The 26,947-nt window shown below is 65.5% G+C and carries 24 protein-coding genes and 1 pseudogene; 8 read left to right on the top strand and 17 right to left on the bottom strand.

The window, feature by feature from the left end; genetic code table 11:
• Nucleotides 1-61 precede the first annotated feature (61 nt).
• Nucleotides 62-505 (bottom strand): helix-turn-helix domain-containing protein, encoded by a 444-nt coding sequence (locus ACV7NQ_RS36715; protein ID WP_463365962.1) that lies wholly within the window; start codon nt 503-505, stop codon nt 62-64.
• Nucleotides 506-627: 122 nt separating this feature from the next.
• On the opposite strand from ACV7NQ_RS36715, the gene ACV7NQ_RS36710 reads away from it, so the two are divergent.
• The gene (locus ACV7NQ_RS36710) at nt 628-711 is read left to right on the top strand and encodes a hypothetical protein (protein ID WP_463365961.1); all 84 of its coding nucleotides are present in this window, start codon (nt 628-630) and stop codon (nt 709-711) included.
• On the opposite strand, the gene ACV7NQ_RS36705 is transcribed toward ACV7NQ_RS36710, so the two are convergent.
• The 4 genes from ACV7NQ_RS36705 to ACV7NQ_RS36690 all read right to left on the bottom strand — a co-directional run bounded on the left by ACV7NQ_RS36705 (nt 708) and on the right by ACV7NQ_RS36690 (nt 4,397).
• A complete protein-coding gene (locus ACV7NQ_RS36705) occupies nt 708-1,082 on the bottom strand; it encodes a thiocyanate hydrolase (RefSeq protein WP_463363749.1) in 375 nt (124 codons plus the stop codon). The two genes, ACV7NQ_RS36710 and ACV7NQ_RS36705, sit on opposite strands and share 4 nt — an antisense overlap.
• Nucleotides 1,083-1,099: 17 nt before the next feature.
• Nucleotides 1,100-1,804, bottom strand: coding sequence for a thiocyanate hydrolase subunit gamma (scnC, locus tag ACV7NQ_RS36700; RefSeq protein WP_463365960.1), 705 nt, complete (start codon nt 1,802-1,804; stop codon nt 1,100-1,102).
• Between the two features lie 56 nt (nt 1,805-1,860).
• On the bottom strand, nt 1,861-2,661 hold the full coding sequence (locus tag ACV7NQ_RS36695) for an SH3-like domain-containing protein (protein ID WP_463363748.1): 801 nt from the start codon (nt 2,659-2,661) through the stop codon (nt 1,861-1,863).
• A 278-nt stretch (nt 2,662-2,939) separates the two neighbouring features.
• Nucleotides 2,940-4,397, bottom strand: a complete 1,458-nt coding sequence (locus tag ACV7NQ_RS36690) for a catalase (RefSeq protein ID WP_463363747.1) — start codon at nt 4,395-4,397, stop codon at nt 2,940-2,942.
• Nucleotides 4,398-4,717: 320 nt separating this feature from the next.
• Here ACV7NQ_RS36690 and ACV7NQ_RS36685 point away from each other — a divergent pair, with 320 nt between their 5' ends.
• A complete protein-coding gene (locus ACV7NQ_RS36685; RefSeq protein ID WP_463363746.1) occupies nt 4,718-5,854 on the top strand; it encodes an NAD(P)/FAD-dependent oxidoreductase in 1,137 nt (378 codons plus the stop codon).
• Nucleotides 5,855-5,881: 27 nt separating this feature from the next.
• Here ACV7NQ_RS36685 and ACV7NQ_RS36680 read toward each other — a convergent pair.
• From ACV7NQ_RS36680 to ACV7NQ_RS36670, 3 genes and pseudogenes are all read right to left on the bottom strand, one after another.
• Nucleotides 5,882-6,097: pseudogene (locus ACV7NQ_RS36680) on the bottom strand (MFS transporter); the annotation flags it as partial.
• Between the two features lie 159 nt (nt 6,098-6,256).
• Nucleotides 6,257-7,081 (bottom strand): SGNH/GDSL hydrolase family protein, encoded by an 825-nt coding sequence (locus ACV7NQ_RS36675; RefSeq protein ID WP_463363033.1) that lies wholly within the window; start codon nt 7,079-7,081, stop codon nt 6,257-6,259.
• Nucleotides 7,082-7,083: 2 nt separating this feature from the next.
• Entirely contained in the window at nt 7,084-7,734 is a 651-nt protein-coding gene (locus ACV7NQ_RS36670; protein WP_463361347.1) for a hypothetical protein, read from the bottom strand.
• A 148-nt stretch (nt 7,735-7,882) separates the two neighbouring features.
• Here ACV7NQ_RS36670 and ACV7NQ_RS36665 point away from each other — a divergent pair, with 148 nt between their 5' ends.
• Nucleotides 7,883-8,407, top strand: a complete 525-nt coding sequence (locus tag ACV7NQ_RS36665; protein WP_463363031.1) for a MarR family winged helix-turn-helix transcriptional regulator — start codon at nt 7,883-7,885, stop codon at nt 8,405-8,407.
• Between the two features lie 336 nt (nt 8,408-8,743).
• Here ACV7NQ_RS36665 and ACV7NQ_RS36660 read toward each other — a convergent pair whose 3' ends face one another.
• From ACV7NQ_RS36660 to ACV7NQ_RS36635, 6 genes are all read right to left on the bottom strand, one after another.
• On the bottom strand, nt 8,744-9,073 hold the full coding sequence (locus tag ACV7NQ_RS36660; RefSeq protein WP_463363745.1) for an SAM-dependent methyltransferase: 330 nt from the start codon (nt 9,071-9,073) through the stop codon (nt 8,744-8,746).
• 285 nt (nt 9,074-9,358) lie between these two features.
• Nucleotides 9,359-10,360, bottom strand: coding sequence for a hypothetical protein (locus tag ACV7NQ_RS36655; protein WP_463363744.1), 1,002 nt, complete (start codon nt 10,358-10,360; stop codon nt 9,359-9,361).
• Between the two features lie 958 nt (nt 10,361-11,318).
• The gene (locus ACV7NQ_RS36650; protein WP_463363743.1) at nt 11,319-12,428 is read right to left on the bottom strand and encodes an alanine racemase; all 1,110 of its coding nucleotides are present in this window, start codon (nt 12,426-12,428) and stop codon (nt 11,319-11,321) included.
• Between the two features lie 7 nt (nt 12,429-12,435).
• On the bottom strand, nt 12,436-13,827 hold the full coding sequence (locus ACV7NQ_RS36645; RefSeq protein WP_463363742.1) for an amidohydrolase family protein: 1,392 nt from the start codon (nt 13,825-13,827) through the stop codon (nt 12,436-12,438).
• 52 nt (nt 13,828-13,879) lie between these two features.
• Nucleotides 13,880-15,412: an AbgT family transporter gene (locus ACV7NQ_RS36640; RefSeq protein ID WP_463363741.1), complete on the bottom strand. Its 1,533-nt coding sequence runs from the start codon at nt 15,410-15,412 to the stop codon at nt 13,880-13,882.
• 1 nt (nt 15,413) lies between these two features.
• Nucleotides 15,414-15,815: a RidA family protein gene (locus tag ACV7NQ_RS36635; RefSeq protein ID WP_463363740.1), complete on the bottom strand. Its 402-nt coding sequence runs from the start codon at nt 15,813-15,815 to the stop codon at nt 15,414-15,416.
• 106 nt (nt 15,816-15,921) lie between these two features.
• Between ACV7NQ_RS36635 and ACV7NQ_RS36630 the strand changes: the two genes are divergently transcribed.
• Nucleotides 15,922-16,065, top strand: a complete 144-nt coding sequence (locus ACV7NQ_RS36630) for a hypothetical protein (RefSeq protein WP_463363739.1) — start codon at nt 15,922-15,924, stop codon at nt 16,063-16,065.
• 206 nt (nt 16,066-16,271) lie between these two features.
• On the opposite strand, the gene ACV7NQ_RS36625 is transcribed toward ACV7NQ_RS36630, so the two are convergent.
• Nucleotides 16,272-16,964 (bottom strand): helix-turn-helix transcriptional regulator, encoded by a 693-nt coding sequence (locus tag ACV7NQ_RS36625; protein WP_463363738.1) that lies wholly within the window; start codon nt 16,962-16,964, stop codon nt 16,272-16,274.
• 339 nt (nt 16,965-17,303) lie between these two features.
• Here ACV7NQ_RS36625 and ACV7NQ_RS36620 point away from each other — a divergent pair, with 339 nt between their 5' ends.
• The 3 genes from ACV7NQ_RS36620 to ACV7NQ_RS36610 all read left to right on the top strand — a co-directional run bounded on the left by ACV7NQ_RS36620 (nt 17,304) and on the right by ACV7NQ_RS36610 (nt 22,486).
• Nucleotides 17,304-20,162, top strand: a complete 2,859-nt coding sequence (locus ACV7NQ_RS36620) for a GAF domain-containing protein (protein WP_463363737.1) — start codon at nt 17,304-17,306, stop codon at nt 20,160-20,162.
• A gap of 357 nt (nt 20,163-20,519) precedes the next feature.
• A complete protein-coding gene (locus ACV7NQ_RS36615; RefSeq protein WP_463363736.1) occupies nt 20,520-21,278 on the top strand; it encodes a phosphatidylethanolamine N-methyltransferase family domain-containing protein in 759 nt (252 codons plus the stop codon).
• Nucleotides 21,279-21,601: 323 nt separating this feature from the next.
• Nucleotides 21,602-22,486, top strand: coding sequence for an LLM class flavin-dependent oxidoreductase (locus ACV7NQ_RS36610; RefSeq protein WP_463363735.1), 885 nt, complete (start codon nt 21,602-21,604; stop codon nt 22,484-22,486).
• Between the two features lie 451 nt (nt 22,487-22,937).
• Here the strand turns inward: ACV7NQ_RS36610 and ACV7NQ_RS36605 are convergent, their stop codons facing one another.
• Together ACV7NQ_RS36605 and ACV7NQ_RS36600 are read right to left on the bottom strand one after the other, a co-directional pair.
• Nucleotides 22,938-24,020, bottom strand: a complete 1,083-nt coding sequence (locus tag ACV7NQ_RS36605; RefSeq protein ID WP_463363734.1) for a tartrate dehydrogenase — start codon at nt 24,018-24,020, stop codon at nt 22,938-22,940.
• A 10-nt stretch (nt 24,021-24,030) separates the two neighbouring features.
• Nucleotides 24,031-25,503, bottom strand: a complete 1,473-nt coding sequence (locus ACV7NQ_RS36600; protein WP_463363733.1) for an NAD-dependent succinate-semialdehyde dehydrogenase — start codon at nt 25,501-25,503, stop codon at nt 24,031-24,033.
• A 140-nt stretch (nt 25,504-25,643) separates the two neighbouring features.
• On the opposite strand from ACV7NQ_RS36600, the gene ACV7NQ_RS36595 reads away from it, so the two are divergent.
• Complete coding sequence (locus ACV7NQ_RS36595) at nt 25,644-26,885, top strand: aspartate aminotransferase family protein (RefSeq protein ID WP_463363732.1); 1,242 nt, start codon at nt 25,644-25,646, stop codon at nt 26,883-26,885.
• The last annotated feature ends 62 nt before the right edge of the window (nt 26,886-26,947 follow it).

Below are 26,947 nucleotides of genomic sequence, written 5' to 3'. Positions count from 1 at the left end.
GAGCTGTACCCATTCGCAAGCCACTTCGAAGAGATCGACGGAGACAGGTATGCGGCCCGGTTTACCACCGCCTCGAGTGGGCGAGGACCGAACCCGCGGCCAAGGGTGCTCGCGAGGCACAGCGATCTGGATACCCATGTGCCCGCCGCCACGATGGGTCGGAGGGGTGTCGTGGGTGGACAGGTTGTCGGGCACGACGTGGATGTCCTTGCTTTGACGCAGGCGGTGGCTGATCCAGTGGCGGCGAAGGTGTCGGACTGCTCTTCGATCGGCGCCACCAGGCCTTTCGCGCGCAGGGCAGGGTCGGCGGCCAGCTGGGCGTCGGCGAACGCGCAGACCTCGTGAGCTTGTGACCTGCGCGCAGGCCGGGTTTGGCCGGCACCAGCCCCTCCAGACCGACCGTGTCCAATGCGGCGGCGGCCTCGTAGAACGACTGCCTGGAATACCCGAACGCCGCGGCCGCCGCGGTCACTGGCGTCCCTGCGACGCGCGCCCGTCGCACCATCTCGTACTTGACCTGCACCACATCCCGGGCATCGAAGAACTCGTGCCCGGTGAAGACCTCGTCGGTCACCGCGTCGGGACGCGGATTCAGACTATTCTGTCGATCCGACTGTGATCGGCCGGATGGTCGACGTCCACGCCGATCTCGACACTGTCACCGCCCGCCAAGAGGTTGCCCAGCTACTGTCGCGCCGTCCGCTCGATTAGGCTTCCAGCCTGGCCCGGATGCTCGCCAGCCGTTCCTGGAGTTCTGTCGCATCAATTACACCTCGGACTACCAGGGAGTGTGCCAGGGAAACGAGCTGGTTCTCCGGGTAGGACACACCGGAATAGACGGTTGCGGACAAGTTATCTTCCTCATTGCGTCGGTCGATAGCGCTGAGGATCTGTTTGTCGATACAAGCGGCTCGATCAAGTGCATCACAGATGCCATCCAGACTTGACTTCCACGGTGGCACAGGATTCTCAACTCCGTACTTCGCCGCCATGCGGCTCCAAACCTGATTGCGTTGAACGATCTTCTCCAGCGGCGCAATCTTGTAGGGCTCGATCGAGCGTGAATCTTCCGAAGTAGTCATTGGTTTACCTCGACCGGTCAGTGGTTTGCTGGATGGATGGCCGGACGGGCGCCGGTGATCGCGTTCGTGGTCACACCGATCTTGGGCAGTGCGACACCGATTAAACAATCACGAGTGACGATTTCAGCCAGCTGGTCTTCGTCCCAGCCCTCTGTTCCCTCAGGGCGGACGGGCATCACCATAAAACGATGTTTCTGATTGGAATCCTCGACGCGGATCGCGACGTCCTCCGGCAGATAGAGCCCGAACTCGGCGAGCACCTGGCGTGGCCAACGCACGATGCGACGACGATAGTTGGGTGTCCGGTACCACTCAGGAGAATTGCCGAGAATCGGTCGTGGATAGCACGAGCAAAGGGTGCAGACAATCACGTGGTGAAGGGTGGGCGTGTCCTCGAGCACATGCAGCAGCGTGAAGTCGCTGGGTGTGCCGAAACCAGTCGGTTCCAGCCAGTCCACACCAACTTCTCGACTGGCGGCGAATCCATCGGCAAGGGCGAGCTTCTTGTACTCGGGATCAAGCCAAGCCCGGGCCACCATGTGCGCTGCTGGGGTCGGGCCGATCTGTTCAGCGAACTCTGTGAAATGGCGATGATCCTCGGCCGTAAACAATCCCTTTTCGATGCACAATTCGCGGACAGCTATCTCCAGAATTTCGAAGTCGGTGATCTCGTCCACCATCGGAGCAGCAGTGCGATCGTGATCGTGATCGTGATCGTTCATCATGGAATCCTCCTTGGAGAGACAGTCAGTGGAGCGAGCCGGGCCCGACCTCGGACCTAGGCGGCTGCTTCGAGCCAACATTCAGGGATCTCGGTCTGGAGGGTGTCACTCTTCGGCCCGGTGTAGCCATACCACAGCTCGGAGAGGTTGAACCGAACGACGTAGAACCACTCCGGCTTCTGATCATGCCGGTCCCAGCCCTCGTCCTCGGCGGTAATGCTCTCGTACGCGACGGTCGCGATCTCGCCTTTCGCGCCGCGTACGTACTCCTGCGTGCGAGTATAGAACAGGGCAGGAAGCTCCCGCACCAGCACCGTGTCACCGATCCGGAACTTCGGCTCGCCGGCCTGGCCGGAGAACATTTGTGGGTCGCCCTTGCCGACCGCGTCAATGTGGTGTTGGTTGCGCTTGACCCGAGAACCGTCACCTTCGAATTTCGGCTCGGCGTCCAGAGTCTTTCCCTCGAGGCCGCCCGCATAGCGCCCCTTGACCTCGGCCAATCGGTCGGTCAACTCACCCAAGGTGATGTGCTGCTTCTCAACGAGGATGCGAGCGGCAGCCAGCAGCCACCGACCGTAGTAGGGAAGCCCTAAATAGTTTGTGCGTCCGACATCGACGTTTCCCATCCGGCGACGTTCCTCCGACACCCAGATTCCGCGCCACCCGAGAACCTCACATGAAACATAGGTGTTCTGCTCCCACACTTCGTACTGCTTATTCTCGAATTTGATGGGCGCATCTGGCTGCCCACCCACGTCGTGAGGAGTCTTCATATATGCGGCGAACCGCTCGTGGTCAATAAGATCGGGATATGGTGCGTCGGGAAGGTCGGTGAAGGAGGACTTGAGCCGGGCCATCAGGTCTAGATGGGATACACGGCCCAAAGGAGGAGTAGTCATGAGAGCCCTGTTCGTAGTAGGGACTTGGTGTCTTGTCGGTGCCTGCTCGCTCAGTTGACTCGGTTATCGGGTGATGCCCGCATTTCAGTCGCGGAAGACAGCGAGACGAAAAGGGCGATCGGCGGGCTCGCCATTCGGAGCATATCTCCTGGGCGTCAAGCAGGAATCCGACCGTACAATCCCCGGAGGCCCGGCACCCGCAGGCACCGGGGCCCGACCGGTAAGGCAACAGCCGATCAAGGCTGTGCGCGGACGCCGGTTTCGACTCGGTCGCCCAGTTCCTTGTCGACGTTGCGCCAGTACTCGAAGGCGCGGTGCAGGACCGGTTCGGTGACGCCGTCGAGGAGGTGGCCGACAATGTTGCTCACCAGCCGTTCGCGTGCGCTGTCGTCAAGCACGTCGCGAACCATGGTGCCTGCCTGGCCCCAGTCGTCGTCCTCGGCGTGCGGTGTATAAGCGGCGCGCACGATGTCCCCGTCGGCGTGCCAGCCCGCAGGCTCGCCGTAATGCACGGTGTCGGCTCTCGGCCCGCCCTTGGAATTTGGCGCGTATACCGGGTCCGACACCGGGTGGTAGCGCATCGCGCCATCCTTGCTGTAGCTGTGTACAGGCACCTTCGGGGCGTTCACCGGTATCTGCTGGTAGTTCGCGCCCAGACGAGCCCGGTGGGCGTCGGCGTAGGAGAAGATGCGGGCCAGCAGCATCTTGTCCGGGCTTGGGCCGATACCCGGCACGAGATTGTTGGGCTGGAATGCAGCCTGCTCGATCTCGGTGTGATTGTCGGTAGGGTTGCGGTTCAGCGTCATCCGGCCGACCTCGATCAGCGGGTAGTCGCTGTGTGGCCACACTTTGGTCAGGTCGAATGGGTTGAATCGGTAGGTTTTGGCCTCCTCGAACGGCATGATCTGCATCTTGAGCGTCCAACTGGGATATTCACCGCGCTCGATCGCCCGATACAGGTCGCGGGTGTGGTAGTCGGCGTCCACACCGGCGAGGTGGTCGGCCTCGTCCTGGGTGAGGAACTCGATGCCCTGGTCGGTCTTGAAATGATATTGGACCCAGAACTTCTCGCCCGCGGCGTTGACCCACATGTACGTGTGGCTGGAGTAGCCGTTCATGTGCCGCCACGCGCGCGGGATGCCCCGGTCGCCCATCAGCCAGGTCACCTGGTGAGCCGATTCCGGCGAAAGCGTCCAGAAGTCCCACTGCATGTCGTGATCGCGCAGGTTGCTGTCGGCGCGACGCTTCTGTGACCGGATGAAGTGCTGGAACTTCAACGGGTCGCGCATGAAGAAGACCGGGGTATTGTTGCCGACCATGTCGTAATTGCCCTCGGTCGTATAGAACCTCAGCGCGAACCCGCGCGGATCACGCCAGGTGTCGGGGCTGCCGCGCTCGCCTGCCACCGAGGAGAAGCGGGCAACCATCTCCGTCTTGGTGCCAGGTTGGAACACCGCCGCCTTGGTGTAGGCAGTGACATCGTTGGTCACTTCGAACTGGCCGATGGCGCCGCTACCTTTGGCGTGCGGCTGGCGCTCCGGGATGCGTTCACGATTGAACTGTGCCATCTGCTCGATGAGATAGTGATCCTGCAAAAGGACCGGGCCATCGGGGCCGACAGTGAGCGAGTGCTCGTCGCTCTCGACCGGAATACCTGCATCTGTCGTCAGCGTTTCGGGCTGCTTATTGGTCATACTCCTGTCTCCTTCGGTGGATTGGCCCCTGGACACCCGCTGGATGCGGCGCCTCCGACCTGATCACATGTGTTGCCTGGGTAGAGCACGAGAAACACCGTGGCGCTCGCAGCCTGCCCGCACCATGGCTATACCCACAATGCCACCGCAATGCCGTGCGCGATACTCCTTCCGGCGCCGAAATCCGATCAGCCCGGCGCAGCGACCCACCCGAGATTGTCGACCTGAACTGGATAGATCAAACGGCGAATGGCTTCGTATTCGGCGATGATCGCGGACAAAACAATCATCGTGACCACAAACAGGCACATACTGGTCGAGTGCGAACAGTACTGATTCTCGGCGCCGGGTTCGGGGGGCTCGAGCTGGCCGCGTGTTTGTCGGAGTCGCTGCCCCACGAGGTTCGCGTTGTACTCGTCGATCAGAACGACTCGTTCACCTTCGGATTCTCCAAGATGGAGATCCTGTTCAACGACCAGGCGCCGCAGGCGGCGGCGATCCCGTACGCCGAACTCACACGACCGAGCGTCGAGTTTCGTCAGGAACTGGTTACCTCGATCGACCCTCGGACCCGCCGCGTGGTCACCGACCGGTCCCAGTACGAGCCCGACGTCCTGGTTGTCGCGCTCGGTGCCGAATACGAGCCGACGGCGACCCCAGGGTTCGTCGAGGACGGGCACGAGTACTACTCCATCGACGGAGCCTGCCGTTTGCGCGAGCGACTCGATGGCTTCACCGGCGGCACCGTGCTTCTGGCGATCCTGAGCGTCCCCTTCAAGTGCCCGCCCGCGCCCTACGAGGGTGCGATGCTTCTGCACGACAAGCTGGTCCGGCGCGGTGTTCGCGACCGCACGCGCATGCATTTGATCAGTCCGATGGAATCACCGATCCCGGTGTCCCCCGAGACCTCGTCCGCTCTCACCGAGGCGCTGGCGGAACGCCACATCGAATACTCCCCCGGGCACAGGGTCCACGCGCTGGACCCGCGGGCGCACGTGGCGTTCACGCACAGCAGCGACCTCGAGTACGACCTGTTCATCGGGATCCCGAAGCATCGAGTCCCCGCCGTCGTCGAGGCATCGGGTCTCACGCTCGGTGGAGCGGATGGCTGGATCGCCGTGGATCCGCGCACGCTCGCCACGCCGTATCCGGGTGTCTACGCCATCGGTGACTGTGCGGACGCCCCAGTCCCGCGCGCTGGCGTGTTCGCAGAAAACGCCGCGCGCACGGTCGCCGCTGGCATCGCCGCCCAACTGCACGATTCACCACCACCCGAGAAGTATCTTGGGCAGGGCGCATGCTACATCGAGTTCGGCGGGGGGCTGGTCGGCAAGGTGGACGCGGACTTCCTCTCCGGCTCGAAACCTGCCGCACCCTTCTTCGGGCCATCGGTCGAACTCGCCCACGAGAAAGCCGAGTTCGCCGCCACCCGGCGGCGCCGCTGGTTCACCGGCTGACTCGCAGACGGCGCCCGAGCACCAGCTCAGCTTCACGTTCGGCGCGGCTCCCGCCACACCCGACGCGGCCGCGAACCCGGTCAGCCCCACCAGGAAGGCCCGCCTGCGCCCGAGCACATCGCAGACGCGGCCGCCGATCAGCAGCAACCCACCGAAGGCCAAGGTGTAGGCGGTGATCACCCACCCCCGATCGGAATCGGAAAACCCGAGGTCGGCCTGCGCGGACGGCAGGGCAACGTTCATCACCGTCGCATCGAGGGCAATCATCAACTGCGCCAACGAAACCACCACGAGCACGCTCCACCGGCGCGCACTTACCCGAGCCGACTCGTCTACATAACCAACCACGGGGCCCGAACCGACTCCCTCGAGATCCACCACGATCCTCCTCACCGAATCAGTTCAGGAAAGTTGGGCCAGTCTCGCCACGACCGCAGCCGCGACCGCCTTTTGGCCGACGATGCTCAGGTGCACGCCGTCGTCCAGATGGATTGCCGCGCCCGGTGCCGGCGTGGTGATCGAAATGGCGTCGACGGTCGGTTCCGGTAGCCCGGACACCAGGCGCGCGGTCTGCTCCATATCCGCAGCGACCCAGGCGATTTGGGCTCGCTGAAAATGCGGGAATGCGGCTGCCCGGCTTTCCTCGATCGCGATCGGAGTGAGCCAAACCCAGCGTGCCGCAGTGAGTTCGATGCCGCGGTCACGCAGTAACAGCAGATTGCGCGCCGTCTCCAGCGCGCTGACCAGTCTGGGGCCTTCGGCACCGCCCAGACGCTGGGCGTCGTTCGCGCCGAGCTGGCACAGCACCCAGTCGGGTCGGTGGAAGCTCAGGCTCGGCAGCACGCTCAGCGCTTGCGTTGTGGTGCAACCCGATACCGCCAGATTCGTCAGCTCGAGGGCGTCTTCAGGGCGTCGAATGGCCAGCAGCTGGCGCAGAATCTCGAACCAGGACAGGCGATCTGCGGTCGAACTCTCCCCCAAGGCAATGACATGCTGGCCCGATGCGAACGGGAGCCGGTCCACTTGCGCGGCCAACTCGGCATTCTCCAGCAACTCGACGGCAGCCTGTCGTGCCCGTTCGGTGAATCCAGCACGCAGATCGCGATATTCGACGGGATCGAGGCCGAAGAGCCCCGCGGTGCGTGCCTCGTCGAGCCCGTTCAGATAGGGCAGCACCTTCTCCGGCTGCTGGAATCGCACCAGCTTCTCGATCACTTCGGCATTCATATTCACTCCGTTTCGTTCCGGTCGATGACAGCGGTCGGGTGTGGGCGATGCGTCGGCAGTACGAAACCCGCGGCGATCAGCCACGCCAGTCCTGCGAATCGGGCAATTGGCAGCAGAAATGCCGCGCCGGTGAGGGTGAAGGTGAGGATGGTCGGTCCAGCGATCGCCCCGATCAGCACCCCGCTCCAGCCGAGCCGTGGCCCGAATGCCTGTCCGAGCACGCCAGACAGTGCCAATCCCACGATGAGCAGGCCGGCCGAGACGACATTGCCCGGGCCGCCGAGGAGAAACGCGAGAGTATGCAGGGCCCGCACCAACGCCGGGTCCGCGATGACTTCCGGCACGGTCAACACCCAGGTGACGATGGCGGAGCAGGCAAGGAACGCCGCAGCGAGCACGCCGCCTGCGAGGGTCACAGTGGCGCCCGTTGCCCGCAGGCCGAGGGTGTTCAGCCGGGCTGCCGCGGTCGCCGCGTAGATCACCAGCGGGATCGTGCTTGCAAACTGCAGTGTCGCACCGACCCGAACGGCATCGGGGTGGGTGGAGAAATACGCCAGCGCATCGGCGGCCGATCCGAACGGTGACGGAAATATGTCGCCTCCGGCAAGCACGGTACTGATGATGAGCCCGGCCACGAACAGGGCGGTGGTCATGATGGCGAGCACGCCGAGTGGCGGTTCGGATGGCGATTGCCGATGTCGCGTTTGCCCGGGCAAGGGTGGCGATTGCGCCATACCAGTCCATTCTCTTTACTGAATCATTCACTATAATGAACGATTGCGTGGTGTGTACGCTAGCGCAGTGACCGAAGCAAGGCAAGAGGGCGAAAACCACACGCCGCCACCGAACCCGCCACGCGCGGTGGCATTCCTGCTCGCCCAGATCGGCGCGCACGCCGCCCAACGATTCGCCGAACGCATCGCCGACCTCGGCCTCACACCCCCGGATGTGGGCCTACTCCGGCTGATCGCCACCAACCCGGGCCTCAGCCAACGCGCACTGGCCACCCAACTCGGCGTAGTCCCCAGCCGCGTCGTCACCCTCATCGATAGCCTCGACAGCAAAGGCCTGGTCGAACGCCGACGCAGCCCCACCGACCGCCGCAACCACGAACTCCACCTCACCCCCGCCGCCCAGCAACAACTGGCTCAGATGTGGCAACTAGCCAAAACCCACGAGACCGACCTGCTCGCAAGCCTCGACAGCAACGAATACCAACAACTCGCCACCCTGCTCGAACGCATCGCCGAGCAACAGCACCTAACCCCCGGCGTGCACCCCGGATATCAACGAATACCCCCCCAGCGGGACGCCGAAATGACCTGACGCATCACTGCGGCAATCAATACGCGCCACTATGTCATCAGGTCGCAGTCGGTGATGTTTGAACATCACCACTCGTGCCGACTCGTAGTTTTGCATCGGCCAGTAGGGGTTGCAGTCGAACCACGACAGGTTCTCGCGAGAACGTCTGTGTCGTAACAAGGTTCGCTGGCGCAGGATCAGGGGCAGGTTCGGATGCTGGGCGCCGATCACCTGGCACCCAATAATTGTGGCTGTGAGCCCGCCTGCTGGCGGGCTTCATAACCGCCCGACAATCGCCGATGGTTGGCCGACAAGACGTACCCGCCGGTCGCCGACGCGCTCGGGCGAAAGAACCTGCTAACCAACGGAATTAGAGTGCTGGGGGTATTTGCGTCCGACTGCGGCGTAGAACGAGACGCGTGCGTCTTTGCCCGCGGCAGGTTCGATGCTGTCGGGGTGCCAGCGGTGTGGAGGCACGATGCCGGGCTCGATCATGTCGAGCCCGTCGAAGAACCGGGCAAACTCTCGGTGGCTGCGGACTTGCGGGGTGAGACCGTTCTGCTGATAGACGCGGACGGCTTTGGCGATGGACTCGGGATCGAAATCCGCTGTGGCGTGCGACATCACGAGGTAGGAGCCGGGGGCGACGGCACTACACGACGCCGCCACACACACCACCAACGCCACGTCCCACTCCAGCTGACCTGCAATCCCTTGGAGACGACACCACGCCCTCTGGCAGACAGTCCTCGACGACCTCTCCGCTGCCTACCACCTGATCCACGCCGAACACACCGGCAACGCCTCTCTCGGCATCCCAGTGGCATGCCAAGGCCCAGAGCTACTGGACGGAACTACTCGAACACGACGGGTAGCCGCAGCGCTTGGACAACTCGACCTGGCGTAGCGGACGAGGGGAGCGTCGACCGCCGTGCTCCCACGGCAGATCGACACCGATTCCATGTCTATGCCCTAGTCGGTCTGCTCGCACAGGGCGCGTGCCTGGTCCATGGTCGTGAACGCGTCGGCATCGCTGCGCCGGCCGAGCCCGCACGCCGCGGCCACATCGACCTGGTCGCCGACGGCCCCTTCGATCACGGCAAGCAGTCGGCGCTGTTCGTCCAGGGTGCGGCTCTCGTGCAGGAATCCAGCCACGAACTTGGTGTCTGTCGGCAGTTGGAGCCTGGACAGTGGCCGGTAGAACGCGGGCTCGACAGACGGCGGCTCATCACCCGCCGCGAGCGGTGCGTGTAGGTACGCCAGCTGCCGGCCTTCGGGCCATCCGGCCGCGATCGCGTTGGCCAGCGTGACCAGCGGACCAGCCGAGCGCAGGCCACTCAACGCCTTGTGGCCCAGGTCGCCCAGGCACAGATGGATGCCGAACCGAGCGCCTTCGGGTGCCGCGGCGACCATTCGATGAAGTCCAGCCGCCATCCTCGCGGCGACGAGTGAGCCCAGAGGGCCTGCTTTGGCGACGAACACCGTCTCGACTGGCAACTCCACCTGGAACATCACGGCGTCGCCGGACTCGGTGTGGATTTGCCGGATATCCCGGACAGTCGCGTCGGTGAATGGCTGCCGCTTGCCCAACATCCTGGTCGGACCCATCGTGAACATCGTCAGGTCCAGATCTCCTGGAATGCCGACCTGGAAACCGATGTCGGGAAGTTTCGCCTCGGCCTTGACTTTCTCGAACATCGGCCGATTGATCCCGTACCACTTCAGGTACTCCAGGTCGAGGTTCCCCGCCCCTAGCCGGTGCCCTTTTCGCACCCGGTAATTACGCTGGTGCTTGTAATCCGACCAGTCCCCTTCGTGGGCAACTTCGAGATCCGGGTGATCTATGAAGCTCATCATCAGGCCGACGACCCAGTCGCGGCGGTCGCCGGTTTCGCCGTCGGGCAGGTGACGCAGATACGGCCCGAGGCGGTCCAGAGCCGACCGCATGGCCTCCTCAGCAGTGTTTCCAGGCATTGTGCCAACCAGTAATGCGTGTCGTTGTGCCATTCTTCTTCGCTCCTGCTCAGCATTGGGACAGCAGTGAACGACGTGTCCGTCGCAGGCTCCGCTCAACTCCGCGCGCTTTTGACGGACCTGCACCTGGGATGAGGGGACCCCGCGTAACCATACCGGCGTTCTCACCCATAAGGCGACAATCTTCCCGGCTATGGGAGGACCTCGCCCGAGAAGCAGGTCGAGGATGTGCGCAGGCAGCGGGCCGGCGCCGCGACGTTCGGCAACATTGTCACGCCCGGGCAGCTTCAGCACATAGTCGGCAAGCCGGCCATGCCGCCCGCATGGCCGTCGACACCCCGCCGCCCATGCCGCAGCGACTTGTACCGCGTCGAGCGTGGAGCTAAATCCAACGCACCCGAACAAAGGGCACTCGCCGAGAGCTGGTCGACGAGCTGATCACGATCCGCGGCTACATCGACCGCCTCCACCGACGGTTTCCCGATACCGCACCAGCCGAGTCCCGGTGATTCAACGGCTATCTCGACCGATGGGGTCCGTCACGTCGCGCCATCGCGTCCGGCCGCCAACACCGTGCCGATCCGTTCGGCTGTGGTCGAGAGCTGAGCGGCCGCGCGAGCCACGTTGGTTGTGGCTGCCTCGGCGCGGGAACCAACGGCGTTACCGCTCGTCCGGGGGAGGTCGCGCCGACTCGGTCAGCGGCCCCGCCTTCTCCGCCGGCGACTCGTGTCAATGTCGAAAGAACCACGTCATCGCGATGAAGGTCGCCATGCCGGCGCTGGACCCCTTGGCCTCGTACGCGTCGCGAGCAGGAGATCACAGCACAGAGCAAACGTGGCCAGGAGAAACTGACCACCCTCTCGCCGACCCGGACAAACCCCAGCGCTGAATTCCGGGGATATGGAGGCCTGCGCAGGTGGCGGACGCTGCCGGCCAGCTGCGCGGTGAACCGAAACGATCAGAATGGCCGCAGCACCGTTTCCGCTTCCCGGACAGTCCCGTCACCGACGAGATACACGCAATCGAACTGCGCCAAGGTGGTGTCGACATGTCGCGGCACCAGCAACATCGGTTCACCGTAGGCCGGTAACGGTCCGGATTGGACCGTCACCTTCAGGTGTTCCTGCGATGGCGCACCGACCAGCGCCGAAAGCCCGAGTACCTGTGCATGCGGCCTGCCGCCGTCGACCTGAATCGTGGTCAGCCCGGCGTCCAGAGTGAGCACCCGCTCACCGGGCCGACTGACCACCCGCGACAACACGAACGCGGCACTCTGGAAACCCTTGTCCCCGAACCGGTCGAGGCTCCGCAGATCGTTATACACCACCGTGCCGGGACCAAAGGTGATCCGCCCGCCCCATGGCTCGGGCACCTCGGTGCGAGCGCCGGGGATGAAGGTATGGCTGCTTCCGGCGATGACCTCGCCGACTGGATTCCCGGCGGCCTCGAGCCGCTCCGCGAGTCCTACCAGTTCCCGCAGTTCCCTGGCCACCGCCTCCTGCTGGTCCGATTCCGGCAGGTCCGCCAGGTGCCCGTCATAGGAGTGCAGCCCGAGAAACTCGAACCCCCCGCTCCGCAACTCGTCCAGAATCGCCAGCGCATTCCGCGGGTCGTAGCCGAAAATTCCGGTACGGCCGCCGCCGGTGTCCACGTCCACGAACACCGCGACCGGTCCGGAACGCCAGCCGCGCACCGCGTCGATGTGATCGGCCAGTGTGGACACCCGCGCCTCGGGGTATTCGGATGCCAGCTCAGTCAGCCGCCACTGGTTGGGTCCGACAGCGGGGTAGGCCAGCAGCACATCTTTCGCCCCAGCCTGAAGCAGCAGTGCCACCTCCGACAGCGTGGAGGCCTTGAAACACGTGATCCCGTTGTCCATCAGGGCATCGACGGTCCAGCGCAACCGGGCGGTCTTCACATGCGGGCGCCAGCGCTGCGCCGAACCCAGATACCCCAGCGTGGTGGCGATGTTCTCGCGCACGCGCTCGATGTCGATCACTACCGCCGGAGTGATCGCCGAGGTGAACGGCTCACCGCCGACGAGTTTGTGAAGTGCGATGTCGTCCACGGAACTGCTACCTTCCCGCTCCGGTGTACAGGCCGCCTGCGGCCGGGTCGATCGTGCGGGCACCCGGCAGCCGGGCACTCGCACGCTCGGTGGCGAGCAGCCGCGGGCTGCGCGGGATCACCGTGCCACGATGGAACACCACCTCGCCCGAAGCCACCGTGGAAACCACCGATTTCGTGGAACAATCGACCACCGCGATATCGGCGTCCGATCCCGCGCTGATGGACCCCTTCCCCTGAAGCCCCAGAGTCTGCGCCGGAGTCCATGCCGATTTCTTGACGAACTCCGGAAGACTCAGCACACCCATTTCCACCAGAGACAGTCCTGAATGGACAGTTATATTGCGTGGGATGCCACCGCCGTCGGTGGCGATCGCCGCGACATCGAACGCGCCGTCGGCATTTTTCGACCCTGCCAGCGGGATTCTCGACGAGGCCGGGTTGAGCGGAAGACAGAGCCCGATGCGCGTTCCCGCGTCCTCCCAGATCGCCACCCCCTGCGGTCCGGACACCGGGATGATCTGATCACCGTCCCGGTGCGGAATCGCCGCCCAGCCTTCCAGGATTGCCGCGCGCAGGCCGTCCTGCGTTCCCAGATAGCCTCCCTGTTCCAACCACTGCGCCACCCTTGCCACCCTCGGCCGTCCGTCCACGCAGTCCGCGAAGTTGCCGTTGATTTCGGCAAGGTAGGACTCCGCGAACAGGTTCGGCGCAGTGCGCAGCAGCTCGATCGCCTGCCGTGCCTCCGCATCCGGCGCGTCGAGCTGACCTCGGCAGTAGCTGTTGACATGCGCGATCTGCGCCGGTCGGCCATCGAGAAACTCCACAGCCTGGCGAAGCCCGTCGATATTGCTGCCGGCACTCGTGGTCCCGCAATGCAGCGCCAGCCACACGCCCAGCTCGTGCGCCGTTTCCGCGATCGCCGCCGAGGCGTCCACCGACCAGCCCGAATCCACGTGCAGTTTCACGCCGAGGGCACCTTCGGCGAGAACCGTCTCGAATGCCGCCCGGATCTGGTTACGACTGGGCGAATCCGGCAGCTGCACACCTGGAATCAAGCGCACCACGCAGGCGATCGTCAGGCCGGTACCGGCCCGTCCGGCCACCTCGAACACATCCGTCGCAGACGGTGTCCCCAGGTCCAGCGCCGCGGTCACCCCGGCGCGCGCGAGCATGGCGTGTCCGGCTTCGCCATCGAAGCCACTGTCGAGGTGCACATGCAGATCGACCAAGCCCGGCAGGACGTAACAGCCTTCGGCGTCGATCACCGACCTTGCCGGGCCGCTGATCGACTCATCGATCGCCTCGATTCGGCCGCCCGCTACCGCGATATCGGCGTATCGGTCCGTCGCACTGGCGTAATCGATGATCCGGCCGTTCCTGATCACCAGATCGTGCATGTTGGAGCACCTTTCCTTCGGGGCGCGAACTTGCCGGCGCCGCCTAGTTTTCTCAGTGGAGCCGCAGTCCTACGCCGGGGCCCACCGGCAACCCTGCGAAGTAGAAGACCGCCAGCACCGCGAACCAGGTCAACGCACCGGGAATGACGAAGTACCCGGTACGGCGGATCAGCCAGCCGATCGTGACGCCCGGATCAACCTTACGAGCCTCGTTGTAAGTGAAGTACAGGAACACGTTCGCGGGTGACATCACCGATCCCCAGCACACCGCCATCCGGAACGCCACCTGCAGCCCGGCTGGTGCCAGCCCGGTCAGCATCAACGCAGGCACCAGCACCGGAGCTTCCAGCCCCCACAGCGCCGTTCCGCCGATGAACACGCTCATCACCGCTGTCAGCACCGCCACTGCAAGCAGGGCGAAGTACCCGGTCATCCCGATACTCTCCAGCCCTGACGCGATCTTGACCGCGAGGAAAGTGGACAGATTGGACCAGGTGAGCACCGAAATCACTTGCGCAAGAATAAAGACGATGACGATGAAGCCCGACATCTCCTTGATCGAGTTCGTCATCAACAACAGGAGCTTGCGCTGTTCGGAGGGGATTCCGGCTGCCCGCCCATACACCGCACCGAAGATGACGAACGCCAAGCCGAGAATCGGCACCAGGTTCTTCAAGAACGGCGACTGCACGAGGGAGCCGCCAGGGCCTTGCAGAGCACTGCCAGGCCACAGCCACCAGGCGACGACGATCGCCGCATACACGGCAGTCGCGAGCAACCCGATCCCTACCGCCCGCCGCTGCTCACGCGTCACGTCCGGTTTCCCGTCCGGAGCGTCTGAGTCCCCGGTGGACGTCGATGTGATCCCAGGTTCGAGGATGTGCACGATCACCCAGCCCAGCACGAGCGGCAGCACGATCCCGATGGTCGAGGTGATGAACCAGTTCATGGTGACGCCGGTAGCGAGGCCCTCACTGTGCAGGCCGGGAACGAGTTTCGCCGCGCTCTCCGTCACCGCGGTGTAGCCGACATCGGAGGTGCCGAAGATCAACCCGCCGCCGTACCCGACGCTGACGCAGGCCAGCCCGGCTACCAGACCGGCCAATGGGTTGCGCCCCTTGGCTTTGAAGATCTGCATCGCCAGCGGAGGCAGCAGCACGAAGGAGCCGTCGGAGAGCACGTGCCCCTGACAGCACAGGAACGCCACACCGTAGGGCACGATCTTCGCGGGAACCTTGGCGAACGCGAGACGGACGGCGGCTTCCATTGCCCCCGTGCCCTGCGCGACGCCGAGGCCGAGCACCATTGTCAGAGTGACCCCGAGCGCGGGGAAATCCACGAAGTTGGTGATCGCGGTGGTCAGCAGGTGCACGACCCCAGAACCCGAGAAGAATCCCAGCACCGAGGTGCGTTTTCCGCCGGAGCCGGCGAACGACACCCCGAATGCGGACAGCACAGAGGACACGATCGCGATCGCAAGGAACAGGAAGCCGAGAATAACCAGTGGTCCGGGGACTGTTCGGCGTGGTTTCTGGTCGATTTCTCCGGGCGGCGAACCGGTGGAGGTGGTGGCCACGTTTACCATGTCATCCCTCTTTCGAAATCGTTTCAACAGCGGCCAAGGCAATGGCCTCCACCTCAACCCGGGCACCGTAGGGCAACGCGCCTGCCGCGTAGCAGGTGCGCGCCGGGCGCGGCTCGGCGAAGCACTCTGCGTAGATCGTGTCGAACTCCTGACGATCAGCCATATCCGCGAGCAGCACCGTGGTCTTCACGACGTCGTCCCGACCGCAGCCGCGCTCAGCGAGACAGCGCTCCAGATTCTGCAGAGCCTGCCGGGTCTCAGGGCCGATCCCACCGGACACGATCTCGTTGTCGAGCACGCCGAGCTGCCCGGAAACAAAGACCAATCCGGCGCCTGAACGACTCGTGGAGTACGGATGCTCCGCATCGGAAAATCGCTTTGGTGCGACTGATCCAGAATTCATATGCTTACCTGTTCATAGCAGCAGAAAATAGGCGCAGGAACTTCGTGCGCCAATGAAAAATAGTTATGGTTCGAACGGAGATCGTCGCATGCGTTCGGTGGTGCCGATGGGCGCAGGTACGAAACGGACGTATCCGGTCATCGCCGTCTGGAGGGCCGCCGTCACCGGCCCACTACAGCATCAAATAACCTTCCGGCACGGCCAGGACAGCGTGGCGGGCACGGTGGCGCACAAACACAAGCATTGGTGACCGGCTGAGCGGCACGGAATAGGGCATCATCCCCCTCCGACTTCACGATTGATCACAGCGGCACAACCTTTGCTATTGGCGCTTCACGGGACGTCAGCACGTCCCTCGAGAAGTCCGTGCGACCACGAGTCGATCCGCTCCGACTCCGGCAGACATACTGTCTATGAAACCAGACTTCGTGTCAAGGAAATGGCCAGACGTTTCGGTTAAGCGCCTGTTACGGTTCCTCGCACGGCGTTGAGGTCGACGTACACGGTCGCTCGCGAGACCTTGAAGTGGGCTGCCACCTGATTTGCGGCCCTGGGCAGATTGAATACTCCTCTGGCGTCCAGTGCACCGATGATGGCGAGCCGCCCCTGGCGGGTATCCCTTGGGAGCACCCGACCCAACCGCGATTCCTCTTGCGTCACAACGGTTTCGATGACCTCGCCGATATCGTCGGAAAACACCGTCATCGTGGTGTTCGCCGGTTCGGGGGCACTGCCGACCAGTGCGGCGAGCGAGGTCGCGGCGATCCGCAACTCGGTGATGTCCAGGTTGACGCAGAGCGCGCCGATTACCTGCCCGGACCTGGTCCGAAGCACGATCGACGAGGATTTCACGGTTCGACCGTCTCCGGTGCGCGTGATGTAGTTGAGCTGGTCCTGAGCCTGATCGCCTTGGGCGAGCAGACCGAGGCCGATCTCGCTCATAGCGCCGCCGACGTGCCGAGAGGTCACCGATCCGGACAAGGCGCGAATGCTGTTCTCCGGATGGCGGAAATCATGCAGCACCACTTCGCAGTGCGGCCCAAACGTCGCCGCCATCCCGTCCACCAGCGGCTCGATCGCCCGCAACAAGTTTTCCGCCTCGTCGTCGCCCAACTGCTCGACCCGCTTGTCGCGGCGTGCTGCAGACATCTAGCGGCCCCTCTTCCCGATGTGCGGTAACCCCGGCCGTCCAGGTTACACGACAATCAGTCCAGATCCGCTTCCCCCGCAGTGGGCGAACTCAGGATCGAAAAGCCAGATTCAGCCCTGTCCGGCGGCGGCATGCGCTCGGCCCTGCCCGTCCCGAACACTCAGGCCATGTGTCCAGAGGTCAGCTGTAACCGGTCGAACGATACGTGTTTCGGGGCGGGCGTGATGGGGCCGTCCGACCCGAAGCTGCCGTCACGGGCGCTCGAGTCCCGGCGCGCGTAGCAGGGGCCCTGGTCGTATCGTTGCCGGTCCGCCGAGCATCGGTCTAGCGTCGAATGTATGAGCGCGCCAGATACAGGCGCGGTGGGTCGCGCCGCCGATATGCCTGCGGGTGCAGGTGCAGGTCAAGGCGCACCCGACGAGATAGGGTTGCGTCGGCTTGCTGATGAGCAGGCGGCGTTGCGGCGGGTGGCCACTTTGGTTGCCGGCGGTGCGCAGCCGACGGAGGTGTTTACCGCGGTCGCCGATGAACTCGCCTGTCTGGTCGGTGCCGAGGCGACAGTCGTCTGCCGCGTGGATCTGGAGCGCGGTGAGCCCGAGGGGTATATCACGGTACTGGACTCGTATGGTCGGGCCAGTAGCGAGATGCCGGTCGGCTTCCGGATCAAGCTGCATCCCGGGATGGCCCCCACAGTCGCCCTCCGCACCGGGCGCCCGGCGAGGATCAACGGCGAGCGGCTGGCGATAGGCCCGCTTGGTGCGGTCGTCGGCAGGTTGGGTCTGCGGGCCTCGGTGGCCACGCCGATCGTGGTCGGGGGGCGCAACTGGGGTGTGATCGTGGCCTCGACCTCGCGGGAGGACTTCCCGGCGGGCACCGAGTCGCGCATGGCGGATTTCATGGAGCTGGCCGCGACGGCGATCGCGAACGCCCAGTCCAGGCAGGAGCTGCACGAACTCGCCGGCACCCAGGCGGCATTGCGGCGCTTGGCCATGCTGGTCGCGGGGGACGAACCCCCTGAGGCGGTGTTCGCGGCCGTAACCAAGGAAGCACTGCGGCATTTCGGTAGCGGCACTGCCCGGTTGATCCGGTACGAGCGCGACGGGACGGCAACACTGCTCGCCAACGAGGGCACGACCGGCCCCCACGTGCGGGTCCGGGAACGCTGGGAGGGCTATCCACCGACCGGGCTCACCGCGACCGTCCGGCACACCGGGCGGGCCGCCCGAGTCGATGACTACCGCGACATTCCCGGTGGGGAGTCCTATCTCCGTGAGGGGCTACGGTCCGCGGTCGCCCTGCCGATATACGTCAACGGCCGGCTATGGGGAACGATTGCCGTCGGCTCCGGACAGCTACTGCCGCCGGACACTGAGCAGCGGATGACGGAGTTCACCGACCTGGTCGCGACGGCAGTCGCGAACGCGCAGAACCGGCACTCGCTGGAGGCCAGCAATGACGAACTCGCCCGCCTGCTGGACGAGCAGGCGGCGCTTCGCCGGGTCGCGACGCTGGTCGCCCGGGCGACGTCGCCGGAGGAGGTGTTCGCCGCGGTCACCGCCGAGGTCGGGCGGGTGCTGGACGTGGACTTCACGGTCATGGGCCGCTACGACGGGGGCGGCGTGGCCACGATCCTCGGCACATGGACCCGCGCGGGCGCCCCCGTACCGCTCCCCCCCGACGGCCGAGTTGAGCTCGGCGGCACGAACGTGACCACGCGGGTGTTCGAGACGGGCCGGGCGGGGCGGATCGACGACTACGCTGACGCCACCGGCGCGACCGCCGACGCCATCCGCAATTGGGGGCTCCGCTCGTCTGCCGGTGTGCCGATCAGTGTGGACGGTCGGTTGTGGGGCGTCGTGACCGTGGGGTCCACCCGCGAGGGACCGCTGCCTGAAGACACGGAGGAGCTGCTGGCCGGCTTCACCGAGCTGGTCGCGACCGCGATCGCCAATGCGCAGGCCCGTGTGGAGCTGCGGAGCTATGCCGAGGAGCAGGCGGCACTGCGGCGGGTGGCGACGCTGGTCGCCCGCGCGGCCCCGCCGCAGGACGTGTTCGCCGCGGTCACGGCGGAGGTCGGGCGGGTGCTGGACGTGGACTTCACGGTCATGGGCCGCTACGACCCGGACGGCTCGGCCACGATCCTCGGCACATACACCCGCGCGGGCGCCCCCGTACCGCTCCCCCCCGACGGCCGAGTTGAGCTCGACGGCACGAACGTGACCACGCGGGTGTTCGAGACCGGCCGGCCGGCGCGCCTCGACAGCTACGCCGGCGCCTCTGGCCCGGCCGCCGACATGGGCCGGGGCTGGGGCCTCCACTCGTTTGTCGGAGTGCCCATCAGCGTCGACGACCGGATATGGGGCGTCGTCCTCGTGGCATACACCCACGAGCAACCGCTGCCGGCCGATGCCGAGGCACGGCTGGCCGGCTTCACCGAGCTGGTCGCCACCGCGATCGCCAACGCCGATGCCCAGGCCGCGCTCGCCGCGTCGCGGGCGCGGATCGTCGCCGCCGCCGACGCCACCCGCCGCCGCATCGAACGTGACCTGCACGACGGCGCCCAGCAACGGCTGGTCTCCCTCGCGCTGCACCTGCGCACCACGGTGCAGGCGGCGGTGCCACCCGAGGCCGGCCGGCTGGCGGCCGCGCTGGACCGCGTCACTGACGAGCTGGGCGGGGTCCTCGACGACCTGCGCGAGATCGCCCACGGCATCCACCCCGCGGTCCTCGCCGACGGCGGGCTGCGCCCCGCGCTCAAGACGCTCGCTCGCCGCTCCGCCGTCCCCGTCAGCCTCGACGTCCGCGTCGACGTGCGGCTGCCCGAACAGATCGAGCTCGCCGCCTACTACGCCGTCGCCGAGGCGCTGACCAACACGGCCAAACATGCGTGCGCCTCGGGGGTGGACGTCGACGTGGACGCCGGCGCGGACATGCTGAGGATCGAAGTCCGCGACGACGGGCGCGGCGGCGCCACCTTCGCCAGTGGCTCCGGCCTCACCGGGCTCAGGGACAGGGTTGAGGCGCTCGGCGGCCGACTGACCCTGAGCAGCCCGCCCGGGGCCGGCACCACCGTGGCGATCACCTTCCCCCTTGACGACCGCAGCACGACGCGGGCGCCCGATGCGGACGCTCGCCAGCAGGATCACACCGAGCAGGCGGCCGATCCGGAGCCTTCCGGCCCGCCCCGAGAGGGGTGACAGCTGGAAATGTCGTCCGCCCGCGTCGGCCGTCGGCACCTGGGCATACATATATTCGCATCATAAGATGCGAGTATTCACATTCTGGAGTGAGTTAGTGTCCATAGCTACGCCGGACGCGGCGCCATCGGCCCGGCCATGGCGTTCGGCCACCCGGCCGGACTGGACAACGAACAGCGTGCGAAAAGGGATGTTCCGCAGCGAAATAGCCGTGGCCGACGAGCGGCGACCGATACCGAAAATGCCGTCGATGGCGGTTTGCTCGTTTCACGAGATATCAGGACGAAAAGGACAGGACCTGCGCGATACGCATGAAGAATCACGGAGAAATCAAAATGTTGGCCGTCGGGTGTCGTTGTGATCAGTAACCTTCAGCATGGCGTCTTGATCTTTCTGCTTGTCCTCGCTGTGGCGACCTGGCTGGGCACACTGCGGAAGGCGGCGCCATATGGTCGTTTCATGAATGCAAACCAGCGCTTCACCGTTCCAGCTCGGATCGGCTGGCTGCTTTTCGAGTGCCCGCAGTGGTGGGCGTTCACCGTGACATTCTGGCTGGTATCCGACTCCCATGGAGCGCCAGCGCTGACGTTGTACGTTCTCTGGCAGTGCCACTACATCTACCGAGGTTTGATCTACCCATTCCGGCGGCACAGTGACGACAAGCGTTTCCCCGTCAGCGGTGTAGCATACGGCTTCATCTTCAACGCCCTGAACGGCTTTGCCAACGGCTACGCAGTCACCACGGTGGCACATCTGGAAAACTCGACCTGGTTCACCGACCCGCGCTTCATCGCTGGAACTATCATCACCGCCGCCGGGTGGTTGATCAACTATCATTCCGACACCGTGCTGATCAATCTTCGCGACGACGGATTCGACGACTACCGGATACCGGCCGGCGGGATGTTCCAGTGGGTGTCCGGCGCACATTACCTCGGGGAAATAGTGTTGTGGATAGGATGGGCTGTGATGTCCTGGACAACGGCTGGACTTGTCTTCGCGATCTACACCATCGCAAATCTGGCGCCCCGAGCAATGTCTTATCACCGTTGGTATCACGAAAAGTTTCCCGACTATCCGCCAAACCGCAAGGCACTCATCCCGAAGCTACTGTGACAGGCAGCGACTCGATGCGCTGGCCCCCCTGCCGCGTTCCGCCTGAATTCGTACTTGTTCACGAAGTACTTATACCGCACGCGTTTCCCGGACTGCGCCTTGGCCTCCGACTTACAGTACCCGTCATTCCATACGAACCGGAGTGTGAACAACAGCAGCCGACCCTCCTGCCAAAATAGTTAGCGAGCAGGCTACAGACGGCGGCGACTTCGCTGAAACCCTATTCAGTCGCCCACGGTCCGTGCTTGAATAAGTGGTAGAACGTGTTTCAGAACGCGCACGAAGCTTCGGCACGCGCGAACCACAAGGAGACCGCACCCGCTATGGATATAGGAATCGCTCTACCAACCATGTGCCGTGGGTATTCGCGCGCCACAACACTCAATTGGTGTCGACTCGCCGATCAAGGCCCCTTCTCGAGCATCTCGTCTGGTGAACGCCTTACCTTCCACAACCCCGAACTGTGGACGACTATGTCCGCAGCCGCGGCCCTGACCGAGCGCTTGCGAATTCTCGTGAACCTCTCCATCCTCCCTGCGAATCCACCGGCCCTGGTCGCCAAGCAAACCGCCACCCTTGATGTCCTATCCGACGGGCGCGTTACCCTAGGCGTAGGCGTAGGCGGGCGCGAGCACGATTACCGCGCGCTCGGCACAGGTTTCGAACGACGACACACCAAGCTCGACGAAGGCGTCGCAACATTGCGCTCACTCTGGTCCGGTCAGCCCCTGTTCGACGGGGCAGATCCCGTCGGGCCGGCCTGCGTGCAACTGGGAGGTCCACCAATCCTGGCCGGCGCAATCGGACCCAAAGCGCTAGCACGGGCTGCACGTTGGGCCGACGGAGTCACCGGATTCAGCCTGAGCGGCGCCCCCGATGAACTGTCAGCCGCAGCCCGAGCCGCACACCAAGCATGGGACGCCAACAGTCGCTCCGATCCGAGACTGGTAAGCGGAACATTTTATGTGCTCGGCGTACCGGAACCCGACCACACTTTGCGCGCCTTCGTCACCGAGTACCTATCCATCTTCAGTCGCCCCGGCGCCGAGAGCATTGCCCGCGCGATGACCACCTTCACTCCCGACGCCATCAACAGAACACTCGACGGCGCCGAAGAGGCCGGACTCGACGAGTTCATCCTGACCCCAGGATCCACCGACCTGAAAGTCCTCGAGGCCACCATCGAATTGATCGACAAACGCGGCTGATCCGACCGCAAAGGCGCCTGGCCATGAAAGCCCCGCATCGATCGGCGGCAGTGGCCGATCGATGCGATGCCATGGTTTGGGTCAAGCGCTAGGTTGGACTCGCGCTCGTCGCCCTTGCGGTCGGCAGCTTCTGCGCCAGCGGGGCCAGCTTCTCGCTGCGCCGCTCGACGCTCGCCCAGGATCGGCTCGACAGGATGCCGGACCGGCTGAGCGACAACGTCACCACCAGCGCGGGTCCGGTGACACCGATACCGACGGCCGACCCGTCGACCGCCCCAATCGGCGCGCCGCGCGGGTCGCGATGAGCAATGGCCTGGAGATCGCCTGCAACGCCTGCGCCGCGCTTCTGCTCCTGGCACTGGCGACAACGGTGTTCATTCCTCGCAACACCCCTCCCCCGCTCCCGTCACCATGTGCCGCCGAGCGGCACATGGTGAGGCGCCTTCTCGGATCAGCTCGGTTCGGCGGTGGCCGGTTGGCGGATCAGTTCGGCCGCGCGGGTGGCGATCGCAGAGCCGAGTTCGGTGGTGGTGGCGGTGCCGCCGAGGTCGGGGGTGCGGACGTCGCCTGTGGTGAGCACGTCGCACACTGCTCGGTCGACCGCGGCGGCAGCAGCGGACTCGCCGAGGTGATCGAGCAGCATGGCGCCCGCGAGAATCTGGGCGACCGGGTTCGCGATGCCCTCACCGGCGATGTCGGGTGCGCTGCCGTGCACCGCCTCGAACATCGACGGGCCGGTGCGGTCGGGATTGATGTTGCCCGAGGGGGCCAGGCCCAGCCCTCCGGTGACGGCGGCGGCGAGATCGGAAAGGATGTCGCCGAACAGATTCGAGCCAACGATCACGTCGAGCCGGTCCGGATGCAGCACCAGTTCGGCAGCGAGCGCATCGACATGCATCTGCCGCGTCGTCACCTGCGGGTACTCCGCGGCGATGCGCTCGAAGACACTGTCCCAGTACGGCATCGAATGGATGATCCCGTTCGACTTCGTCGCCGAGCACAGCCGCCCGGACCGTTCGGCGGCCCGCTCGAAGCCGTAGCGGATGATCCGCTCGCACCCGACCCGGGTGAACACCGACTCCTGGAGCACGAATTCGTCGGGGCCGCCCTCGTTGTGGATTCCGCCGATCCGGGAGTACTCGCCCTCGGAGTTCTCCCGCACGATGAGGATGTCCAGGTCGTCGGCGGTCCGGCCGCGCAGCGCCGACTCCGTACCGGGCAGCAGGCGCACCGGACGCAGGTTGACGTACTGACCGAAAGCGCGGCGCAGCGGGATCAGCAAACCCCACAGCGAAACATGGTCGGGCACACCAGGAAAGCCGACCGCGCCGAGCAGGATCCCGTCGAAGCCCGCGAGCCGGTGCGTGCCGTCCGGCGGCATCATCGCGCCCGTGCGCAGGTAGTTCTCGCAGGACCAGTCGAATTCGGTCCATTCCAGCCCGGGTAGCACAGCGTCGAGCACGGTCACCGCCACCGCGGTGACGTCGACGCCGATGCCGTCGCCCGGGATGGTGGCGATGCGATATCCGCTCACCGGCACTCCTTCATAGTCGCACTCCAATGTACTTGGTCTCCAGAAACTCATCGATCCCGGCCAGGCCGCCCTCGCGGCCGAGCCCGGACTCCTTGACGCCACCGAACGGCGCGGCCGGATTCGACACCACACCCTGGTTGAGTCCTACCATGCCGGTCTCCAGCGCTTCGCAAACCCGCAATCCGCGCCGGAGGTTCTCGGTGAACACGTAGGCTACCAATCCGTACGGGGTGTCGTTGGCGCGGGTGACGGCCTCGTCCTCGGTGTCGAAGACGCCGATCGCAGCGACCGGTCCGAAGATCTCGGTGTGGCACATCTCGGCATCGTCGGGCACGTCGACCAGCACAGTCCCGGGATAGAAGTTGCCGGGCCCGTCGGGCGCGGCGCCTCCGGTGAGCACCGTGGCCCCGCGAGCGCGGGCGTCGCTGACCAGTTGCTGCACCTTTGCCACGGCGTCGGCGTCGATGAGGGGACCCACCACCACGTCCGGTTCTGTGCCACGCCCCATCGGCAGGGCCGCCATCCGGTCGGCGAGCCTACGCGCGAAATCCTCGGCGACGCCGCGCTGGACGAGGATGCGGTTGGCGGCGGTGCATGCCTGGCCGATATTGCGCATCTTCGCCGCGAGCGCGCCCTCGACCGCCTCGTCGAGGTCGGCGTCGTCGAACACCAGCAGCGGGGCATTGCCGCCGAGCTCCATCGAGGTGCGCATGACCGTCTGCGCGCACTGCGCGAGCAACTGTTTGCCGACCGCGGTCGAGCCGGTGAACGAGAGCTTGCGGGAGCGGCTGTCGTGGATGAGCGGCGCCATCACCGCCGCGGGGTCGGCGGTCGTGACGACGTTGACCACCCCGGCGGGCAGCCCAGCCTCGGCCATCACCTGGGCTAGGGCCAGCATCGAAAGCGGCGTCTGCTCAGCGGGTTTCACAACACAGGTGCAGCCTGCGGCAAGCGCGGGGCCGATCTTGCGCGCTCCCATTGCCATCGGGAAGTTCCACGGCGTGATGAGCAGGCTCGGGCCGACCGGCTGCCTGGTCACCACGAAGCGGGAGCCGCCCGTCGGCGCGGGCAGGTAGCCGCCGTTCAGTCGCACGGCTTCCTCGGCGAACCAGCGGAAGAACTCCGCGGCGTAGGCGATTTCACCGCGCGCCTCGGCCAGCGGCTTGCCCATCTCCAGCGTGGTGACCAGTCCGAGCCGGTCGACGTCGGCCAGCAGCGCACGGTGCACACGCATAAGCAGGTCGCTGCGCTCCCGCGGCGGTGTGCGGGCCCAGTCCGCCTGTGCTGCGCACGCCGCGTCCAGGGCCGCGAGCCCGTCGGCGGGGCCTGCGTCGGCTACCTCGCAGAGCAGCTGACCGGTCGCCGGATCGACGACGGGCAGTGATCCTGCGGTCTCGCGCCACTGGCCACCGATGAACAGGCCTCGCGGCACCGTGTCGATCGCGGCGCGCTCCGCTGCGCTCAGGGCGGTCTCGGTGAGCATCGTCGCTGACTCCTTTCATCCCCACGCAGCGTCCGGCCATTGCTGCGACCCGTGCGGCCATGTTATGCATGTTGTCAACAATCCGACAATAGACAATCTTCGACGCCGTCCATCACACACCCTCCCGGAGGCGGATCACCATGACCGAGCTTTCGCCCGTCCTGAAACAGGCCACTCCGGTGACCGTCGACCACGGCGCGGGCTGCTATCTGTACGGCACCGACGGCCGCCGGTATCTCGACTTCACTGCCGGAATCGGCGTGACGAGCACCGGCCACTGCCACCCGCACGTCGTCGCAGCGGCTCAGGCTCAGGTGGCCTCGCTGATCCACGGGCAGTACACGACCGTGCTGCACCGGCCGCTGCTGGAGCTGACCGAGCGGCTCGGTGCGGTGCTTCCGGAAGGGCTGGACACTCTGTTCTTCGCCAACTCCGGCAGCGAGGCTGTCGAGGCGGCGCTGCGCCTGGTCCGCCAGGCCACCGGGCGGCCGAACGTCATCGTCTTCCACGGCGGATTCCACGGCCGCACCGTCGCCGCCGCGACCATGACAACCTCGGGCACCCGTTTCTCGGCGGGATTCAGCCCGCTGATGTCGGGGGTGCACGTCGCCCCCTTCCCCACCGCGTTCCGCTACGGGTGGAGCGAGGCGGAGGCCACCGCCTTCGCGCTGCGCGAACTCGACTACCTCTTCGCCACGCTCACCTCGCCTGCGGAGACCGCGGCGTTCATCGTCGAGCCGGTGCTCGGCGAGGGCGGATACATCCCGGGCAACACCGCGTTCTTCCGCGGGCTGCGCGAGCGCGCGGACCGGCACGGCATCCTGCTGGTCTTCGACGAGATCCAGACTGGATTCGGGCGCACCGGAAAGTTCTTCGGACACCAGCACTTCGACGTCCGCCCCGACGTGATCACCATCGCCAAGGGACTGGCCAGCGGGTTCCCGCTCTCGGGCATCGCGGCGTCGCGCGAGCTCATGGCGCGGGCGTGGCCGGGCTCGCAGGGCGGCACCTACGGCGGCAACGCGGTCGCGTGCGCGGCGGCGATCGCCACGCTCGAGGTCATCGAATCCGAAGGCCTGGTGGACAACGCGGCCGCGCGGGGTGCCCAGCTGCTGCATGGTCTGCGCGAGGGCGCAGGCGAGGCGATCGGCGACGTCCGCGGGCTCGGCCTGCTCGCGGGGGCCGAATTCACCACGGCCACCGGCGAACCCGATCCCGACACCGCGGTGGCCGCCCAGCGCGCCGCGGTGGACAAGGGGCTGCTGCTGCTCACCTGCGGCGCGCACATGAACGTGGTGCGGATGATTCCGCCGCTGATCGTGACCGATACTCAGATCGAGGACGCACTCGCGATCTGGTCCGAGGTCCTCGCCGAGCTATAGCCCCCCGTGGCGACCGCCACAGGTCGCCCGATCTGTCCGTGACCGCTGTGCTCGCCCGGCGA

The organism is Nocardia sp. Tas62D01, assembly GCF_055232035.1.
This window is presented reverse-complemented; position numbering and strand designations above follow the sequence as displayed.

Bases quoted from the DNA above. Each gene is read 5' to 3' on its own strand.
- ACV7NQ_RS36715 (WP_463365962.1), bottom strand. From the start codon at position 505: ATGGTGCGACGGGCGCGCGTCGCAGGGACGCCAGTGACCGCGGCGGCC.
- ACV7NQ_RS36710 (WP_463365961.1), top strand. From the start codon at position 628: ATGGTCGACGTCCACGCCGATCTCGACACTGTCACCGCCCGCCAAGAG.
- ACV7NQ_RS36705 (WP_463363749.1), bottom strand. From the start codon at position 1,082: ATGACTACTTCGGAAGATTCACGCTCGATCGAGCCCTACAAGATTGCG.
- scnC (WP_463365960.1), bottom strand. From the start codon at position 1,804: ATGAACGATCACGATCACGATCACGATCGCACTGCTGCTCCGATGGTG.
- ACV7NQ_RS36695 (WP_463363748.1), bottom strand. From the start codon at position 2,661: ATGGCCCGGCTCAAGTCCTCCTTCACCGACCTTCCCGACGCACCATAT.
- ACV7NQ_RS36690 (WP_463363747.1), bottom strand. From the start codon at position 4,397: ATGACCAATAAGCAGCCCGAAACGCTGACGACAGATGCAGGTATTCCG.
- ACV7NQ_RS36675 (WP_463363033.1), bottom strand. From the start codon at position 7,081: ATGAATGCCGAAGTGATCGAGAAGCTGGTGCGATTCCAGCAGCCGGAG.
- ACV7NQ_RS36670 (WP_463361347.1), bottom strand. From the start codon at position 7,734: ATGACCACCGCCCTGTTCGTGGCCGGGCTCATCATCAGTACCGTGCTT.
- ACV7NQ_RS36655 (WP_463363744.1), bottom strand. From the start codon at position 10,360: ATGCCTGGAAACACTGCTGAGGAGGCCATGCGGTCGGCTCTGGACCGC.
- ACV7NQ_RS36645 (WP_463363742.1), bottom strand. From the start codon at position 13,827: ATGCACGATCTGGTGATCAGGAACGGCCGGATCATCGATTACGCCAGT.
- ACV7NQ_RS36640 (WP_463363741.1), bottom strand. From the start codon at position 15,412: ATGGTAAACGTGGCCACCACCTCCACCGGTTCGCCGCCCGGAGAAATC.
- ACV7NQ_RS36635 (WP_463363740.1), bottom strand. From the start codon at position 15,815: ATGAATTCTGGATCAGTCGCACCAAAGCGATTTTCCGATGCGGAGCAT.
- ACV7NQ_RS36630 (WP_463363739.1), top strand. From the start codon at position 15,922: ATGGGCGCAGGTACGAAACGGACGTATCCGGTCATCGCCGTCTGGAGG.
- ACV7NQ_RS36625 (WP_463363738.1), bottom strand. From the start codon at position 16,964: ATGTCTGCAGCACGCCGCGACAAGCGGGTCGAGCAGTTGGGCGACGAC.
- ACV7NQ_RS36620 (WP_463363737.1), top strand. From the start codon at position 17,304: ATGAGCGCGCCAGATACAGGCGCGGTGGGTCGCGCCGCCGATATGCCT.
- ACV7NQ_RS36610 (WP_463363735.1), top strand. From the start codon at position 21,602: ATGGATATAGGAATCGCTCTACCAACCATGTGCCGTGGGTATTCGCGC.
- ACV7NQ_RS36600 (WP_463363733.1), bottom strand. From the start codon at position 25,503: ATGCTCACCGAGACCGCCCTGAGCGCAGCGGAGCGCGCCGCGATCGAC.
- ACV7NQ_RS36595 (WP_463363732.1), top strand. From the start codon at position 25,644: ATGACCGAGCTTTCGCCCGTCCTGAAACAGGCCACTCCGGTGACCGTC.